At 47.9% G+C, this 18773-nt stretch carries 9 protein-coding genes and 3 pseudogenes; 7 read left to right on the top strand and 5 right to left on the bottom strand.

Annotated elements, in window-relative coordinates:
* Nucleotides 1–20: 20 nt before the first annotated feature.
* The 4 genes and pseudogenes from thiL to KZ793_RS04215 all read left to right on the top strand — a co-directional run bounded on the left by thiL (nucleotide 21) and on the right by KZ793_RS04215 (nucleotide 2314).
* Nucleotides 21–1010: a thiamine-phosphate kinase gene (gene thiL / locus KZ793_RS04230; RefSeq protein WP_225813783.1), complete on the top strand. Its 990-nt coding sequence runs from the start codon at nucleotides 21–23 to the stop codon at nucleotides 1008–1010.
* Nucleotides 1003–1494 (top strand): phosphatidylglycerophosphatase A, encoded by a 492-nt coding sequence (gene pgpA, locus KZ793_RS04225; RefSeq protein ID WP_225813781.1) that lies wholly within the window; start codon nucleotides 1003–1005, stop codon nucleotides 1492–1494. The genes thiL and pgpA overlap by 8 nt, the downstream gene beginning before the upstream one ends.
* A 252-nt stretch (nucleotides 1495–1746) precedes the next feature.
* Nucleotides 1747–2019 (top strand): type II toxin-antitoxin system RelB/DinJ family antitoxin, encoded by a 273-nt coding sequence (locus KZ793_RS04220; protein ID WP_225813779.1) that lies wholly within the window; start codon nucleotides 1747–1749, stop codon nucleotides 2017–2019.
* Nucleotides 1991–2314 (top strand): annotated as a pseudogene (locus tag KZ793_RS04215) (type II toxin-antitoxin system YafQ family toxin). The gene KZ793_RS04220 and the pseudogene KZ793_RS04215 overlap by 29 nt, the downstream one beginning before the upstream one ends.
* A gap of 633 nt (nucleotides 2315–2947) precedes the next feature.
* On the opposite strand, the gene dxs reads toward KZ793_RS04215, so the two are convergent.
* The 3 genes from dxs to xseB all read right to left on the bottom strand — a co-directional run bounded on the left by dxs (nucleotide 2948) and on the right by xseB (nucleotide 6076).
* On the bottom strand, nucleotides 2948–4813 hold the full coding sequence (dxs, locus tag KZ793_RS04210) for a 1-deoxy-D-xylulose-5-phosphate synthase (protein ID WP_225813777.1): 1866 nt from the start codon (nucleotides 4811–4813) through the stop codon (nucleotides 2948–2950).
* Nucleotides 4814–4875: 62 nt separating this feature from the next.
* On the bottom strand, nucleotides 4876–5793 hold the full coding sequence (ispA, locus tag KZ793_RS04205; RefSeq protein ID WP_225813775.1) for a (2E,6E)-farnesyl diphosphate synthase: 918 nt from the start codon (nucleotides 5791–5793) through the stop codon (nucleotides 4876–4878).
* 4 nt (nucleotides 5794–5797) lie between these two features.
* Nucleotides 5798–6076 (bottom strand): exodeoxyribonuclease VII small subunit, encoded by a 279-nt coding sequence (gene xseB, locus KZ793_RS04200; protein ID WP_225813773.1) that lies wholly within the window; start codon nucleotides 6074–6076, stop codon nucleotides 5798–5800.
* 200 nt (nucleotides 6077–6276) lie between these two features.
* On the opposite strand from xseB, the gene thiI reads away from it, so the two are divergent.
* Nucleotides 6277–7725, top strand: coding sequence for a tRNA uracil 4-sulfurtransferase ThiI (gene thiI, locus KZ793_RS04195; protein WP_225813771.1), 1449 nt, complete (start codon nucleotides 6277–6279; stop codon nucleotides 7723–7725).
* Between the two features lie 81 nt (nucleotides 7726–7806).
* Here the strand turns inward: thiI and panE are convergent.
* Nucleotides 7807–8719: pseudogene (gene panE / locus KZ793_RS04190) on the bottom strand (2-dehydropantoate 2-reductase).
* Between the two features lie 545 nt (nucleotides 8720–9264).
* Between panE and KZ793_RS04185 the strand changes: the two are divergent.
* Nucleotides 9265–18111 (top strand): TcdA/TcdB pore-forming domain-containing protein, encoded by an 8847-nt coding sequence (locus KZ793_RS04185; protein WP_225813769.1) that lies wholly within the window; start codon nucleotides 9265–9267, stop codon nucleotides 18109–18111.
* Nucleotides 18112–18258: 147 nt separating this feature from the next.
* Here KZ793_RS04185 and KZ793_RS04180 read toward each other — a convergent pair.
* A pseudogene (locus KZ793_RS04180) lies at nucleotides 18259–18564 on the bottom strand (IS982 family transposase); the annotation flags it as partial.
* On the opposite strand from KZ793_RS04180, the gene KZ793_RS22815 reads away from it, so the two are divergent.
* Nucleotides 18460–18678: a hypothetical protein gene (locus KZ793_RS22815; RefSeq protein WP_397443573.1), complete on the top strand. Its 219-nt coding sequence runs from the start codon at nucleotides 18460–18462 to the stop codon at nucleotides 18676–18678. The pseudogene KZ793_RS04180 and the gene KZ793_RS22815 sit on opposite strands and share 105 nt — an antisense overlap.
* Nucleotides 18679–18773 lie beyond the last annotated feature (95 nt).

Below are 18773 nucleotides of genomic sequence, written 5' to 3'. Positions count from 1 at the left end.
TAATTTTTTGGGATTCTATTATGGCATGTGGCGAATTTGACCTCATTGCACGTTATTTTGATCGCCAGAAGACTAACCGGCGTGATGTAAATTTAGGTATTGGTGATGATTGTGCACTGATGACACTAGCCGATAAACAACAATTAGCTGTTAGCACGGATACCTTAGTTTCAGGCGTTCATTTTTTACCTGATATTTCCCCTGAAGATTTAGCTTACAAATCTCTTGCAGTGAATCTTAGTGATCTGGCCGCAGTCGGCGCTGATCCTGCTTGGCTTTCATTGGCGTTAACATTACCGGAAGTGGATGAACGCTGGCTGAGTGGTTTCAGTGACAGTCTGTTTGAACAGTTGCGTTATTATGGTATGCAGCTTATTGGTGGTGACACTACCCGCGGCCCGATGAGTCTGACATTAACGATTCATGGTTTGGTTCCCGCAGGCAGGGCGTTACGGCGTACTGGCGCAAAAAATGGTGATTGGATTTATGTGAGTGGATCGTTGGGTGATAGTGCAGCGGGTTTGGCTCTGTTACAAAACCGTCTACAAATTTTTGATCCGATATCCCGCAACTGGTTGGTTCAGCGCCATTTCAGGCCGCAACCTCGTATTTTGCAAGGGCAAGCACTACGTGGCTTGGCGACATCAGCAATTGATTTGTCTGATGGTTTGATTTCCGATTTGGGTCACATTCTGAAAGCCAGCCGATGTGGAGCCAGAATAAATCTGGATGCGCTTCCTTACTCTGATGCAATGAAACAGTACGTTGAACCACAACAAGCTTTGATGTGGGCTTTGAGTGGTGGGGAAGACTATGAATTGTGTTTTACTGTCCCGGAGAGGAATCGTGGTGCGTTGGAAATTGCATTGGCGCATACCGGTGCTGGTTTTAGCTGTGTTGGACAGATTATGGCGGAATCAGAGGGAATTCGTTACTACAGCAATAATAAAGAGATTAAATTAGATCTGAAAGGGTTCGATCACTTTATTACTGAGGAGGCACATGGATAAGGCAAAGCGTCGTTTACGGATGAGTAATCCTTGGCATCTATTAGCGACGGGTTTTGGTAGCGGCCTGTCGCCGGTTGTGCCGGGGACAATGGGATCAGCAGCGGCTATTCCATTCTGGTTATTATTGATTCAGTTTCCTGCATGGGTTTGCTGGTTGGTTATTATTGTCGGGATGTTTTTCGGAATAATGATTTGTCAGCGTACTTCTGATGATATGAAAGTTCATGATCACGGTAGTATTGTCTGGGATGAGTTTATCGGTATGTGGATTACCTTGATGGCAATCCCTGTGGTTAACTGGCAATGGGTTTTAATTGGTTTTATGGTGTTCCGTATTCTGGATATGTGGAAACCGTGGCCAATTCGCTGGTTTGATCGCTATGTTCATGGCGGATTAGGTATCATGTTGGATGATATTATCGCCGCTGTATTTTCTTTCGTTATCGTTTGGTTATTGGCGTTTTATCAGGTTTTGACTTTTTAAGGTGCGGTGTATTGATTGTTAAGCCTATTGAGATTGGCGCTGGAAGGTAATATCTCAACTCTGGATTCTATCGGATGTCAGCATAGTATAGTGCAGAATATGATTGGTCAGTGGACAGACTGTATATTGTTCCTTAAAGGATGACTCATTTTTGCTTTATATCTCAGTATTTTCTTCTTTAGGTTAAGATTGCCTAATATCAAAATTAAGACTACGACTGTACTACAAAAATCAGCATGTACGAGGTATTAAATGGGCACTGAAACTTATGTTCGCACACGTATAGACCCTGCAATTAAGCAAGAGGCAATCGACGTTTTAGCCGATATTGGGATTAAAATGTCTGACTTTTTACGCATTGCTGTAACGATGGTGGCCAAAGAAAAGGCACTACCTTTCGAGATCAAGAAAATCCCTAACAGAGTTACTGTTGAGGCTATGAATGAGGCGAGAAGCTCAATGAATGCACGTTTTAACGATGCGGATGATTTAATTCATGACATCGAAAAAGACTGCGGCAAGTAAGCGTGCTAGCTTTCCGCGCCGTTCAGACTATACAAAACAGTTCGGTGAAGATTGGCAACGATTGAGCCGTTCTGGGCGCTATGACATGAACCGATTAAAATCTGTTGTAATGCTCCTCATTGCGAATGATTCACCGCTAGGAGCTGAATATAAAGATCATGAGTTAGTCTGAGATTGGGCTGGATTTAGAGAATGCCATATTGTGGGGGATTTTCTTTTAATTTATCTTCTGGACGAACGGAAGAATGCAATCGAGTTTGTCAGAACCGGTACACATGCGGAATTGTTCGAATGAGAAAGGGAGCTAGCGGAAGTCCTGAGTGACACAATGACGCAGGTTTTCAAGGAATTAGATGTTTAGAGGGATGAAAGAAGTCTTGGGGATAAGTTTCATAATTGCAGCATTAACCTATGTACCATGTTTGCGTGTTGTATAATGTAATACTATAGTGTGATTGTGTGCTATCCCGCTCTCTAAAATACATTTCAGCCAATTGATTATTTGTTTCTATACAGGCTCTATTTTTGTTGTGGAAATATATTTACTCACAGAATTAAAGTGTTTATTTTACCTATTTACCTATTTACCTATTTACCTATTTACCTATTTACCTATTTACCTATTTACCTATTTACCTATTTACCTATTTACCTATTTAATCCTTGTACGTTATTTTTTTTGCTAGTTATCCATGTTTCATTTACAATAATTATACCTACAGATTTAGTTATTATTTTTAAATCAATGGGTTACTGTTTGATTGATATATTTATTATAGAAATAAAATTAACAAAGATATTAATTATAATATGCCAAATTTTCATAATTAACATGGAGATTGTATTTATTTTTATTAATAAATCATATGGTTAATTAACTATATAATAGTAAGGATAATAGGATAAATATCCTATTACCCTTATACACTCAGGAAAATAGCCTTTTATTGACTCTATTTTGAATACCCGCGGCATCAAGCCCTAAATCCGCTCTGATTTCTTCCTGGCTACCTTGTGGTACAAATTGGTCGGGCAAGCCAATATTCAGAATTTGCACCAGGCGACCTTCTTGCATTAATAGTTCATTAACGCCACTTCCAGCGCCACCCATAATGGCATTTTCTTCCAGTGTGACCAATAAATCATGGTTATCGGCCATTTCTAATACCAATTCTTTATCCAGTGGTTTAATAAAGCGCATATCAACAACAGTTGCATCCAGTGATTCTGCTGCTGTTATTGCATCGGGTAACAGAGTACCAAAGTTCAGGATCGCTACCTTCTTACCTTGACGGCGAATAACACCTTTACCAATTGGCAATTGTTCAAATGGTTGGCGTTCCGCACCCGTTCCGGTTCCTCGTGGATAGCGCACGGCTACTGGACCTTGCTGATAATGATAGCCAGTATGTAGCATCTGGCGGCATTCGTTCTCATCACTTGGTGCCATAATGACCATGTTGGGGATGCAACGAAGGAATGAAAGATCAAAGGCACCTTGATGTGTCTGACCATCAGCCCCCACGATACCGCCGCGATCGATTGCAAATAAAACAGGTAGATTCTGAATGGCAACATCATGAATAACCTGGTCATAAGCACGTTGGAGGAATGTCGAATAGATAGCAACAATCGGTCTGTAACCACCAATTGCTAAACCAGCGGCAAAAGTCACGGCATGTTGTTCTGCAATGGCGACATCAAAGTATTGATCAGGATATTCACGGGAGAAACGCACCATACCAGAGCCTTCACGCATGGCAGGTGTAATTGCCATCAGTTTTTTGTCGTTAGCGGCCTCTTCGCATAGCCAGTCTCCAAAGATTTTGGAGAAAGTAGGGCGGTTGTCTGAGCTTTTAGGTAGTGCGCCAGTGGTCGGATCAAATTTAGGTACCGCATGCCAACTGATGGGGTCTTTTTCAGCGGGCGCATAGCCTCGACCTTTTTTGGTCATGATGTGCAGTAGCTGCGGCCCTTTCAGTTCACGCATGTTTTTCAGCGTTTGGGTTAATGTCAGTACGTCATGTCCGTCAATGGGGCCAATATAATTAAAGCCCAATTCTTCAAACAAAGTGCCAGGAACAACCATGCCTTTGATATGTTCTTCAGTTTTTTTCAGTAGTTCTTTAATCGGTGGTAGGTTGGAAAAGACTTTTTTCCCGCCTTCCCGCAACGTGGTGTAGAGTTTACCGGAAAGAAGTTGGGCTAGATGGTTATTTAACGCACCAACGTTCTCTGAGATAGACATTTCGTTGTCATTAAGAATGACTAACATATCCGGATCGATATCCCCGGCATGGTTCATCGCTTCGAAAGCCATCCCTGCTGTTATCGCACCATCACCGATAACACAAACTGTGCGGCGGCCTTTGCCTTCGCGTTGAGCAGCAATTGCCATGCCTAATCCAGCGCTGATAGAGGTCGATGAGTGCCCAACACATAAGGTGTCATATTCACTTTCATCTCGCCACGGGAAAGGATGAAGACCATTTTTTTGACGAATCGTATCAATACGATCTCGACGCCCTGTCAGGATTTTGTGAGGATAAGCCTGATGGCCAACATCCCATACCAATTTATCGAAAGGCGTTTTATAGACATAATGTAATGCTACAGTCAGCTCAACGGTACCAAGACCGGAGGCAAAATGACCACTGGAGCGACTGACACTGTTTAGCAGGAATTGCCGAAGTTCATCACATAACTTCGGCAGGCTCTCTTTTGGCAACATACGAAGTTCTTCAGGATTTTCCGCTAATGCCAATGTGGGGTATTTGGCTATATCAATGCTCATTTGATGCTCGTTAAGAAGTGTTTATTAATAGAGCTGCCAGCGGGTAAATTTACCGGCAGACCTTAGTTATTGCGTTCAATAATAAAGCTGGCAAGTGCGCGCAGCATTGTTGTGTTATAGGATTTATCTTCCAGTTTGCTCAAAGCTTTTAAGGCTTCTTGATACAGTTCGTGTGCTTTTTTTTGGGCTTGTTCTAACCCCAATAGTGCAGGGTAAGTGCTTTTTCTTAACTGTTGGTCACTGCCTTGACGTTTTCCTATCATTTCGGTATCGCCAATGACATCAAGAATATCATCCTGAACTTGGAATGCGAGACCAATCGCTTGGGCATATTGATCCAATTCAGGCAGGGCGTCATGCCCACTTTGGCCTGCACCATATGCGCCCATTCTGACAGCGGAACGGATAAGCGCGCCCGTTTTGTGACGATGAATTTGTTCCAGCATATGAAGATCAATGTGCTTGCCTTCCGCAGCTAAGTCCAGGGCTTGGCCGCCACACATACCGGCTATACCACTGGCGGTTGCCAATTCAGCAAGCATTTCAAGGCGATCTGCTGTTGTAACATCCGGCATTTCTCTTTTAGATAGGATTTCAAACGCTAGAGCCTGTAATGCATCTCCCGCCAGAATCGCGTGAGCTTCCCCAAATTTTATGTGGCAGGTTGGTTGTCCACGGCGTAAATCATCGTTATCCATCGCAGGTAAGTCGTCATGAATTAATGAATAGGCGTGGATACATTCAACGGCTGCTGCTGGAGCATCCAGATTATTTGCGGATAATCCAAACATTTCACCGACGGCATAAACTAAAAATGGGCGCAGACGTTTACCACCGAGTAAAGTGCCATGCTGCATTGCGTGAACCAGTGGATTGTCTGCAAATGCCAGCGAAGATAGTGTGCTTATCAGAACGTGATTGACTCGTTGTTGACAGATTTTAAGCTGTTCTTTAAATTGGGTTGAATTTTGTTCAGACATAGGCTTATTCGGTATCCGGGGAGAAATGACTCAATGGAGATTGGGCGCCATCATTAAGCAGAATTTGTACTCGCTGTTCTGCTTGTTGCAAAGTTTGTTGTCCTCGACGGGCTAATTGAATACCACGTTCAAACTCGCTTAGTGCTTCTTCCAGTGCCAGTTCACCTGATTCCAGTCGGGTGACGATCTGTTCCAGCTCTTTTAATGAGCTTTCAAATGTCATTGCCGGTGTAGTTTCTGGCGTACTGTTTGTACTTTCTGATATTGCATTTTTCTTTGGCATAATTTTTTACTATTTATACAGAGTTCGCCTGAGAGTTGCAGACTATCCTATTACGTTGGTGCAAACAAATCCTTAACGGATTTTGTGTTTTTTACGCGCTATATCACGAGATAGTGTTATACTTCGCAGCCTAGATTTGACAACCAAAACATACCATCAGTTTTATTTATTAAAATGCCTAACTACTACTATAACTCACTATGAAGTTTATTATTAAATTATTCCCTGAAATCACGATCAAGAGCCAAACTGTTCGTTTGCGCTTTATTAAAATTCTCGCTAGTAATATTCGCAATGTGCTTAAAACGTTAGGAGGTAATATTGCAGTGGTTCGCCATTGGGATAATATCGAAGTTCGTACTAAAGATGAAAATCTTGGCGCTCAAATTTGTGATGCTCTGACACGTATCCCCGGGATCCACCATATTCTGCAAGTAGAAGAGCGTGAATTTCGTGATATGCATCATATCTTTGAACAAGCTTATGAGGCTTATGGCGAATTGCTCCACAATAAGACATTTTGTGTTCGGGTTAAACGTCGCGGTAAACATCAATTTACTTCCAATGAAGTAGAACGTTATGTCGGTGGTGGTTTAAACCAGCATATTGAATCTGCAAAAGTAAAACTCAATCATCCTGATGTGACTGTTAATCTGGAAATTGATCAAGATGTGCTGATTCTGGTAAAAGCCCGTTATGAGGGGATTGGTGGTTTTCCTATCGGAACGCAGGAAGATGTATTGTCTCTAATTTCTGGAGGCTTTGATTCTGGTGTTTCCAGCTATATGCTAATGCGCCGTGGCTGTCGTGTTCACTATTGCTTCTTCAATCTTGGCGGTTCTGCTCATGAAATTGGTGTGAAGCAGGTTGCTCATTATCTTTGGAATCGTTTTGGTCGTTCCCATAAAGTCCGTTTCGTTGCTGTGGATTTTGAACCTGTTGTTGCTGAAATTTTGGAAAAAATTGATGACGGCCAAATGGGGGTGGTGCTTAAACGGATGATGGTAAGAGCGGCATCTAAAGTTGCAGAGCGTTATGGCGTGCAGGCGATTGTTACCGGTGAGGCTTTGGGACAGGTTTCCAGCCAGACACTCACTAATTTGCGTTTGATTGATAATGCATCGGATACGTTGATTCTGCGGCCACTGATTTCTCATGATAAAGAGCACATTATCAGGTTGGCACGTGAAATAGGCACTGAAGATTTTGCTCGTACAATGCCTGAATTCTGTGGTGTTATTTCAAAAAGCCCGACGGTAAAAGCCGTTAAAGCTAAAATTGAAGCAGAAGAAGCGAATTTCGATTTTAATATTCTGGAAAAAGTTGTTAGTGAAGCTCAGAATATTGATATTCGTCAGATCGCAGAACAAAGAAATGAGCAAGTGGTTGAAATTGAAACAGTGGCAGCGTTCGCTCCAACGGATGTGTTATTAGATATTCGTTCGCCTGATGAACAAGATGATCGACCATTACAGTTGAATGGTGTGGAAATCAAATCATTGCCATTCTATAAGTTGAGCAGCCAGTTTGGTGATTTGCCAAAGGAGAAGACTTATCTGCTCTATTGTGAACGTGGAGTAATGAGCCGTTTGCAGGCACTTTATTTATCTGAACAGGGTTTTGATAACGTGAAAGTTTATCGGCCTTAATTGCTTTAATTATACATTTCGGGGTTCCTATTACGTGAACCCTGAATTGTATAAAGTAAGATGTTTTTGTCTATTTCTTCACTACCGTGAGCTAGGCAGATGAGTGCTGAAGGGCTCATAATCATCTTTCTTTATGTTTTACTAGGTTATAGATACGGGTATTTTCAGGGGTGGACAGACCATGTGCACGGGCCCGGCGTAATAAATAACCGGTGATATAGTCAATTTCAGTGTGACGTTTTGCGCGAACATCCTGCAACATGGAAGAGTAGTTTTTTGCTGTAAGCTTAATCACATCGTAGACATAGGCAATCAGGTTGTCGATAGTGGTATGTATATTTTCTCGTTGTATAACCTGAATAATTTCTTCGCACAAAATATTCAATTGTTCAGGATAGCGAAGCAAATCTCCATTTTGGCACTCATAAAGTGCAGTCAGCGGGTTTACGACACAGTTAGCGGCAAGTTTCAGCCAACTAATAGAGAGAATTTCATTATGCCATGCAACATCTGGCAAAGATTGGTGTAATACATTAGCCAGAGAGCTAAGCCCAGTTGCATTTGACGTTACTGAACCGATATAGGTTAACCCAGAAGCGGTATGATAAACCCGTTGGTCATCCTGATATGCGCCATGCGTTGTGACGCCAAGAAGTATTGGATTAGGCGCTGATAATAGTTCTTCTTGGGTACCCATGCCATTGTGTAGTAATAAGATTGGACAATTAGGTGAAAGTTTGGGGAGTAAATTATTCACTGCATCAGCGACTTGCCATGCTTTTAGGCAGACAAGCAGTAATTCGCTGTTGGCAAGATGGTTACTGTTATTAGTTGGGATTGGTTGGTTGAATATTTCCCCATTAATTTCGTCAATACGAACAGATAAATAAGACCGGGAGCTCTTTAGCCAACCCTGTACTTGATGTTTTTGTTGCGATAATGCTGCTAGCCACAGTTTTCCTATAGCGCCACAGCCAAGAACGGTTATCTTCATATAATCCTCCGGGAGAGACGCTGTTATGGTAATGGATAGAAATGATAAAATCTCGCTAATCTGAAGTGACCCCAAAAAATCAGATATAACAACCAGTCAATAAATAACCTTTCTAAAATTCGTCACTTTATTTATTCAATGTCTTATAAAAAACGCAACAATATGATTGAAAAATATGTCCACACATAAATAATCATATTAATAAATAGTTCAAATTATTAATAATTGATATTTAGATATATTCAAAGTTGATTATATTATAGCGTTATCATTCATATGATCTGCAATATAAACGAAAAATAAAGGAAATAATGATAACTACAACTACAGGGCAAAGAACTATTGGCTATCCAATATTCACCAACCTAAAGAACCATGACCTGCGACTATCATCCAAATAAAGGAGCATCAAATGACATTTACCTTCGACCCGGCCGTATGTGCGGGAATCCCACGGTAAATGTATTGGATAACAAATCCGTATTGACAGACAGCCTTTCACGGTGCGAAGGGCTTCCCTCAAGAACAGACAAAGGATCACTGCAATGGCTTTTATACCTATATCTAAAGACTTTACGAAACGGCTTAATATTCTGATCTATCAACAGATCAAGGCGACGGGTCGTCAGACCGAATGGTTCAACATGAGCTCTGACGAGCATGCCAACTATATCAGGCAGGTAATCGACCGGCTGCAAGAAATGCAGCAGAGTACCCAGAGTGTGCTGGCTGCCCAGCATTTTCATATGCAGGACAACCCTGTTTCTGTCGGCGACCATTTGCAGACGTTACAGCAAAGACGGCAGAAGATGGACAATGTGCGCGGCACTCCGGCGGTCAACGCCTACAAGCAGCAACTGGACCGCGACATCTTGTTATACCGCCGTCAGCAAACGGCCATAACGCACTTTGACAGCACTTGGAGCAAGGCCCTGGGCATGCTGAGTCCCGGCGGCTTAAAGGCTCTGAATGCGGCGCCCCTGAATACGGCGACTCTGAAGGAGGTGACCTCGAAGGAGGTGCTCCTGAAGGAGGATAAGGTGAACAAGCGGGCTAAGCTGAATGACAAGATTAATCGTTTGGAACAGCAACTGGCCATACAGGTAGCCGACTCTACATTTAGCCAAAAATATGTGACGCTGTTTTCCGAACTGCAAGCTTACAAGGACGTCAATGCCCGCTACAACGCCTTTCTCAATGCATCATCCCCTAAGGAAGAGGCTGCGGCCCTTGACGCGCTGACCAAGGTACCTCAAGCCTCCGATGATCTGCCGGTAAATATTTCACTACTGATGATGGAGGAACGTCCTGGCTACATCCGCATGAACGTCGCGTTGGTCAATGCCAGCACTGATGGCCGCTTCAAAGACTTCTTCCTGGAGAACGGTAGGTTGGTCGTGTCGACGAATGGGGTACTCAACTTCTCCTTCGGTACCGCAGCCCGCTCCCTGGCCTGGCAACAACAATACCGGCTCAAAAGTGAGCCGCCATCCTCCCGTTCGCCGACCTATGCGCCAATTCGCTCGGTGCTGGTCAAAACTGCATTCGTCGAGAAGTACTTCGCCAATTACCTGGTTTCGGAAAGCACCTTGCGCGAAGGTTTCAAGGCACAGTTGCTGGGTGACGGTCACAAGATGCTGCTGACCAACGTTGATCGCAAGGTACCGAACCAGATTGGGATTCAGGTATCCGGCCAGGCTCTGAGTACCACTATCCCCCGTGAGGTGCCATTGCCAAGCGCTTTGAGTGACCTGATCAATCAAAATGCGGATATCTCCAGCTTCCAGACTATCGGCCTGGAGGGGTTTCGCCAGAACAGTTACTACCCGGACCGTGATGGGCTTTTCGTCAATATTCATGAGCTGGAACGCTCGGTCGGTTTTGCCAGTCGTCAGTACTTATTGGAAATGCCTCAGAGCAAAACCCAGGGTAAACTCCAAAGCAAAACCTACCTGTCCGCAACGCCCTTTGTGGTGATGAGCGTTGACGGCGACAAGATTAGCAGTAGTCACTTGAGCAAGGCGCAGACCGCCGAATTGTATCAATACAACGCCGCATTTTTTGAGAAGCTGGATCAATTGCGAGACGATGGGGAGAAGGCTAGTCGTTTATTCAAAGGCAGCGTTGAAGGCACGGAGTTCGATCAGCAACTGGTGCGTTTGCTCGAACGCAACCACATCACCCCGGCAGGGATGCTGGCGCCGAAGTTCCCCCGTGACAGTATGCGCGATATCAAGGGCAATAACCTGAACAAGGTGCTGTGGGAACAGGCGTTCGCCGCTTCGGTCTGGCAGCGTGTCGATAATGACACGCTGCTGTTCGGGTTGGCGGAGAGCCTGGTGAAGAACGCGGCTGTGGTCAAGGTTCTGCAAAGTGGCTATGTGCAAAGTGACATTGCCCAGGCCAAGAAGCTGCTGGAACCGCTGTACGAACAATGGCGCGCTCAGGCTAAAGAAGAGGAAACCCAGCGGGTCGACAAAGCCAATGAAGCACAGCATCAAAACAACCCGAAAATACCGGTTTTTGATGAGGTCACGGTTGAGCGCTCGCTGGATAGCAAGTTGCTCACCCTGTTGCTGGCCGGTCCCCAGGGTCTTGAGAGCGCTGATGCGCAATTGCGCCCGAAGGTTGAGGCGGCGCTGTTGAGTAATGAGGGCAAGAGCCTGCGCAAACAGGTCTTGTTCCATGCCTTGCGCCCGGTAGCTGATGGCCTTTCCAAGGCCGCGGTCCCGGTCAATTCCCACCGAGAGCTGGGTGCTGACAAGGTTATGATCAATAACCGGTTGAATCAGCCCGACCCGTATCTGATCCTCAATACCAGCTCTGAGGGGCTGGCGTATCACGATGGTTCGTACCTGATCAAGGACGATAAATACCGCAGCTACAACCAGTTCCGTCCGGACCCTAATAATGACGCCACACGTTACATGAATGACTTGGACACCCCGTTCGTGGGGGGGATTTCCGGGACCACCCAGACCGTTAGCAATGCTTTGCCGGAATTGTTCGGTAGGGCATTGAGCGTCAAGGAGTACTGGCAGTTCCAGATGGCCAATGCGGCCTTCATGATCCGTAACGGCTATCATTCGTTCTTCGAAGCCTTCTACGTCGCTGCGCGTTATGAACCGAAGGGGACGGGCAGTATCGGCGAGGACATGTTACAGATGTTCGACAAGTACCGCGCTAAAGGCAAAGTGATGGCGTTGCGGAGTGAACTGTATGACGGAGTAATGGCGCGAGTTTTGCCGATCATCAATCAGGGTTTGCCGAAGGCTGGTGAGTTTCATCCACCGAGTTTTACCTGCAAGGATCTCAAACTCAAGGGCGGATTGGCGTCTGTAGGTGATAGATTTGAACCCCGTCAAGGTAGTGCTGATATCCATCAGTTTGTTGCTGATCCTACACAGTTCGCCAAAACCCATACCATCAGTGCCGAGGCGTTGGTCAAGTCGGGCCGCCTGCCGGCAGAGGGTAATGCTCAGTTGGTGAAAGTCACGCCTAACTTGTATGAGCTCGAATACACCGAGCGAAGCACCTATGATATATCGACAAACCACGAGTTGGCGTACTTCCTTGGCTACAACGGTTCGGACCAAGCTAATGCGGTGCCTGCCTATGTGGACATTCCCAAGCAGGCGGTACTGGGCAACTTCCTCTTCACCGGTACGTTGTCGGGTGGCTCGCTGGTGGTGACCAGTCTTGACGCCAATACCTACCGAGTTTACCACGATGGCCGGGTCAACAGCTCGCTACTGTACGACAATGTGGTGATGGCAGTCGACTACAAGGATTACCAGGTATCCGGTACCACCGAGGGCCTTGCCATGGCGTACATGCAGTACGTTCATGGCGAATGGCAACTGGCGTTCCAGCGTCAAGAATATCAACGAGATGGACAGAAGGTCTGGCCGAAGCTGCGCGATGATGGGGAGCCATTTTCGAACCAGGTCGCCGACAGTCAGGTGGGGCAGCGCAATCAGGACAAGTTTGCCACCTACCGCGAGCAGGTTCACCAACAACTGAAGAAGGTAGCAACGCAGTTTGGGGTGTCGGTCGAAGGGGTTGCCGACGGTGTCTACACAGAGGGCGAGTTTTCTCCCGAACATCCAGCGATTGCTGCATGGACCCAGTTGCGCAGAGCAGTTCAGGCCAAGGTCTTTGCCGACATCAATCAAGTGGCAGACAAGCGCTACCAGCTCCAGGAAGCACGACGCACTTCAAGCGATACGGCTTTGATCGACCAGCAGATCAAACAACTGAATCTTACGCAGGACTATTACAGGGCACAGTACGATTCAGTATTGCGTGAATCCGACTTTGTTGAGAAGACTTGGCTCTGGCAGCAAATCAAGGCCAAAGACGGCAGCGCCGCGGTGGTAAGGATTAACGATACGGCTATTCAGGATGGGGAGCACACCAGCAGCGTGGGTGAGCGTTATGCGATCGCCGAGGTTTACCAGCGTGGTGTATTGGATACTGCGTTTACCGATGGTTTGCATAACTTCCGTAAGATCAATATCCCCGGGGTGGATGATGAAACGTCAGTTCTCGACATGAAACGCCTGTTTCTTGAGGGAAAACTTACCGCCAAGCAACGGGGAGCCTTAAGCGGTCGCATCACCGAAACCAGCCAGGCCGAATACATCGATAAGGTACTACGGCAGACTGCGGTGTTCAGTGAGGACTTCCATGATGCCGGCAGTGTCTTCAATCGCCTGGTACCACAGGACTTTTATCTGTCGCTGGTCGGTGACCAATTCGGTGGCCGTTGCTACCCCTTGGTCAGGGCTATGGCCGTGGCATTGGCTAGTGGCGGTGAGACCGGCATCAACAATCTGGTGCAAAAACTGTTCTTCGCTTCCGCCGACCCGCGGGCGGGCAGCTCCACGCTGCTCAAGAACAGCCTGATCCGGCTGCACTCCAATGTTGAAGCCGTTCAGGCTTCCACGGAATTGGACCTGTTCAATTTGTCCGAAGTGGTGTCGCTGCTGACCACAACGACTCACACTGCGATGTTCGCGCTCAATACCCAGAATCACTCGATGATGGTAGGGATCACTGATACAGCCGAAGGGCGTCGCTACTACTTCTATGACCCGAACGTCGGCATCTTTGCCTTCGACAACACTAATAATTTGTCTAGGGCGATGGAGAAGCACTTAGTTGGGCACAATCTGGCCGTACACTATGGCTCGTTCGGCAGTCAGTCGGCGCCGGCCTTCAACTTGGTTGAGATCAATACCGGTAAGATGGCTGAGGTACCTGTGGGCAATGGCTTGAACGTGGCCGATCTGACCCGGTTCGAGGAACTGGCCAGTGTCATTGGGCAACGACGCCAGGTCGAGCAGGCGGTGAGAGCACCAGAGCGGGTCACGGAAGACTTGCGACTGAGTACCTTGCTCAAGACCCTTGATGCCGAGCAATTAGGGGCACGGTTTGAAGTTGCCAGCACCCGGTTGGCGCAAGAACACCAACTGGACAGCTACTGGCTACCGATTATTGCCACGACCGAGGACCTGGGAGAAGGTCGCTACCGGGTCCAGTTCATCAACCGTGACCAACCCGAGCAAACCCGCTGGTTGACCACTGACGATAGTACTTTTGTCGAATTCCGGCGCTTCGTCGATGAACACATGAGTGTGCTGAATGAGCACTTTACTCTGGAGAATGGTCGGATGCAGCTTCGCCGCGGGGTTGGCGAGGTCGCACCGGTGGACGGGTTGAACGCCGGGTTTACGGTCCAAACGCTGATCCAGTGGTTTGCTGACAAGAACCGCCATGATGCTGCAAGCGGAGTGGTTTCGCCTGATCTAGCCACTGCACTCAAGATCCATAGCTATCTTGGTCTGACTCAGATGGCTCACGGTAGTCTCCAGGACGTGGTCAAGATCACTGAATTGGTGAGCACAGCGCTGCGCGGCGAAGTGAAGGCCGCCGAAACTTCGTTTAAGGACTTTGCCTTGAGCCTGGGCCACACCGTCAATGAAGGCGCAGGTATATTGTTTGGTGGCGTCATGGTCGGTCTGGATGCCTATGAGCTGGCCCACGCCGAAAACGATGTACAGAAGGCTGTGTTCGGTACCCAGCTGGCGTTCGACTCGGCTAGCTTTGTCACTGGCGCTGCCGGGGTGGGGGCCGGATTGGTCGGTGCCTCGACGGCTGCGGCAGTACTCGGTGGAGCCGGGGTGATCCTTGGTGGGCTCGCAGTGGGTTTTACGGCACTGGCACAGGCTTTTGGTGCGGTTGCCGAGGATGCCAAGGCGGTGGGCCGTTACTTCGACATGGTCGACAAGGCGTATAGAGACAATGGCTATGATCATAAAGTCGAGAACGGGAAGAAGGTGCTGGTGTCCCTGCCTGGGGCGGTAGTCAAGTGCCTCGACTTGCAAAAGAACCAGATAGTCTTCAATAGCCAATACATCTACCGTACTCATTCCGGCTCTACCGGTTCGGGGGAAATCAATTACTTTTTCTGGATCGGTGACTTTCCGCGAATGGTCCACGACCGTAGTGAGGCAATCGAGGTGCGCAGCGGCATTGGTTACAAGGAGGCTTTCAAGTCCCTTGAATACGGCGACAGTGTAGTGATCCTGCCGGGCACGCCCAAGTCCTACATCAGATACGAATACATGCTGCTCCCCGGTGCTACCACACGCCACGACACCGGCTTTGACGTTATCCGCAAGCTTGAGAAAGACAAGCGATTCGATTACGACTTCTACATCTTTCCGGGTGAGCAGACAATCCGCAGGATTAATCATGAGTACGTCGACACCCCGATTGAGGTGGTGCTCGATCAGCGTGACCGACAACTGGTGGTGCCTAAGTTGCCCAAGGAGCTGCATGACTACCTGCGTTACGAGATCAAGGGTGCAGGTGGTAAGTACCAGATCGGCCTCAACGAAGGCACCCGAGTTAAGCTCACGAACGTTGCTGCCAGTGAATGGATCATTGACCGCAGTCAGTTAGCCAGTGACAGCATTAGCGTGTCGAAGAATCAGCTGGTGGTCGGCGGGGTTGTGGTAGAGCTTGACCCGACCCAGAATAAGCCGGTATCGGTGGTCAACAAAGGTGAGGTGCATGAAGTCGTTTTCTCTAACTCGAAGCTGACCGTTAATTTGGTAAGTACAAATGCGAACGCATGGCAGGGGACCGGCCAGCAAATCGAGCAGCACTTAAAAGAATTGAATAAGGCGCATCAGCTACATGGACAGTACGTGGTGGTCGAGAACTACCTCCACAAGGGGCGAGATGTCGGTCGAGCGTTCTACGATGTGGTCAAGGACCGTATGCTGTTTACCGACACCAGCCAGGAACAGGCCAGGCATGCCCAACTGGGTGCGGTGGTAGACGACTATGCTTATTTCTATGACGCCGATAATGTGGCGGTGTGGCGGGTAGACATCGCTACCGGACAGGTCGATGCGCAGTTTGAACTATGGTTCAACCAGTATGACGGTAAGATCAGTCGGCTATGGCAGGAGGGAAAGACAGTTTATCTGGCGCGCTATTATCGGCTAAAGGAACGGCTAAAGGAGCGGCCAGAGGAGAGGGGGGCTGAGCTGGGCTATCAGATTCTCGGTGACCGAATGGAGTTGGTGAGTGCAGTGGGTGATGATGAGTTGCTCCAGCTTTCGGCAGGTACTAGCCGGCATGATGATGAGCTTCAGGTCATCCGCAAGGGTTATGAGAGCGATGGTATCCTGCGCGAGACTCCGACCTATACGCTGGGCGTACGGTTGATCAAGCCGACCAGTGCAGAGTTGGTCACGCTGTTCGGCTTGGATGCGGCTCGCGTGCCGCATCGTTACTGGATACGTACCAGCGACGGGACGTTAATCAAACCAAATCTGGAGCCACCAGCGGATCAGACCTTGAACTTCGAAGAGCGTAAACAGACCCGCAGTGCCTGGGATATTCCGGCCGATCTGGTGTTGGCGGGGAGCATTCCGCAGCCCGGTGGTAAGGAAGTGTTTTTCTTCTACAGCAAGGAGAAAAAGGCTCTGTTCCGCCAAGAAGGGCCAGGGCAGGAGGTACTCGACGCTAACCAGCCGAGCGCATTACGGGTCACCACACCGGACTTGGCTAATGTGATCAATGTGAACGGTCACCTGATTGCGATAACCGAGGATGGGTATGTGGCTCAGCTTGATGCATTGGGACAGCTTAGCTACGCAGCGGTTAACGAGCATTGGCTCAAGAAACATACCCACTGGTGGCAGGACTTGGCCGGTGTTACCGGTTTTAGAGCCACTCTGGCGGTGTTCGGGGTCAAGGGCACCAATGGCAACCAGCTGCCGGTGTGGTACCACAACGGCCAGGTGGTGGTGGCTTCGGCTCCCCTGCAAGACAAACATCTACAGTTTCTGGGTTTTGAAGCGGACGGTTCCAGTGCACAACTGTTCGAACTCGCCAGCGGTAAGTTGTATCGTCAGCCGCCTATGACTGTCGATGCGTTGGCTGCCGCGTTCGGTACCGACGCGGTGCTTGAAGCCTCGGCGCAGCTTCCCGCTGCCAGTGAGCTGGCGCCTGAACTACACCTTAAGGCGGCGGAGCAAGTTGATGCCGGGCTGCGCTTGACCACTGTTAAGGGCGAGATCCTGCTGCGAACCAATGACGGTAAATTGCAGTTGGTTGCCGTCGACAAAGGTTGGCAACAGGACAACCTTGCCCGTCTGCCACAAGCACTTACTGAGGTTGCCAGTCAGTGGTCTACTAAAGGCGTGCTGACCTTGCAAGGCAATGAAACGCGAGGATGGTTCGATGTCGACAGTGGCCAATTGTTCTCCGTCGGTGGTATCCCTGCCGCCGCAAACAACCTTCGTTTCGTCGGAGTTGATGCTGGGAAGAAGGGCGCCTATGTGTACAGCCCAACGGACCAGGCGCTGTACCGGATTCAGGGTGGTGGTATGCATTATACCGGTGTCGAGCGCATTGGTTCGTCGCTGTTGCTTCAGGGCGGGGGAATGAGTGGCTGTCAGGACGAGCTGACACCTCTGCTGATTGCTGGTGTCGACAGTGTGGTGCTGCATGGCGGGGCTGATAGTGATACCTATTGTTTCAATGAGGCGATGTGGTCTCATTACCGCACGATCATCATTGACAACGATGACCCGAGCGAGGTCCTGGATTACTTGATCATGCCGGTGGCCGATGCGGAAAAAATTCTCGTCAGCCGTCACGAGGATGACCTGATATTGACCGACTCGGCCAATGGCACGGCCCTGGTGGTGCGCAAGGTGTTTGGTAGTCAGGCAGTGACGCACCGGCATCTGAAAATCAAGCTGAAAGGTTCCTCGTCGGTGATCAGCGTTGATCACTTGGTCGAGTGTTTTACCAGGATGGGAGTAGTTAGGGATGGTTTGTTTGAACTGTCTTGGGCCATCCAGTAACCGGTAATGGTGTTTGCGAACACTTGCGGCAAAACTGTCAGACCGCATAGGCGGTACTGGTGCCTTCATTGTCTTGAACTAGTAAAAGAAATCACGGGAGGGGCGTAAAGCCCTTTCTGTCTCTTGGCTCCAAGTAGACCATGATCAAACACGAATACTCGTGGAGTCGATAAAGGCGAGCTCCGTAGGTTTCCCTTTCACCTGCGTCAAATAGCTGCAAAGAGGTCTTAAAACTGAGGAGACGACGCCGAGGAAACGGGTATAGCTGAGCAGGGTGGGAAAGTCTTGTTGAGGGTATCGTCGGACTAATCCAAAGTAGAAATTTTTGAAATTGCGATAATGTGACATATGAAAAGCAATCACAATGGTCATAATCTCGCTGGCACTCATGCGGCCATGACGTCTGCGCTGACGATGTCCTTCTTCAATACACTGTTGTTCCCAGAGTGGAATGAATACACGGTAAAAATCATCGACATCGCAGAGCAGAAGAGTTCAACTCATTTATCCATCTCTGATGATCAGTCAGGGGATTATCGCTCTGCAAAAGTAATAATCAAGATATAAGGTTAATTAGTTAGTGTCTAACTTTTGGGGTGCAGTTCAATCCAAGTATAGAGCTTTTGCTGGCAATGGAAAGCGGTTATCATGCCAATTTATTG

The sequence above is a fragment of the Photorhabdus antumapuensis genome (assembly GCF_020387775.1).
Lineage (GTDB): Bacteria > Pseudomonadota > Gammaproteobacteria > Enterobacterales > Enterobacteriaceae > Photorhabdus > Photorhabdus antumapuensis.
The sequence above is the reverse complement of the archived record's forward strand: the minus strand, read 5'-3'. Positions and strand labels throughout refer to the sequence as shown.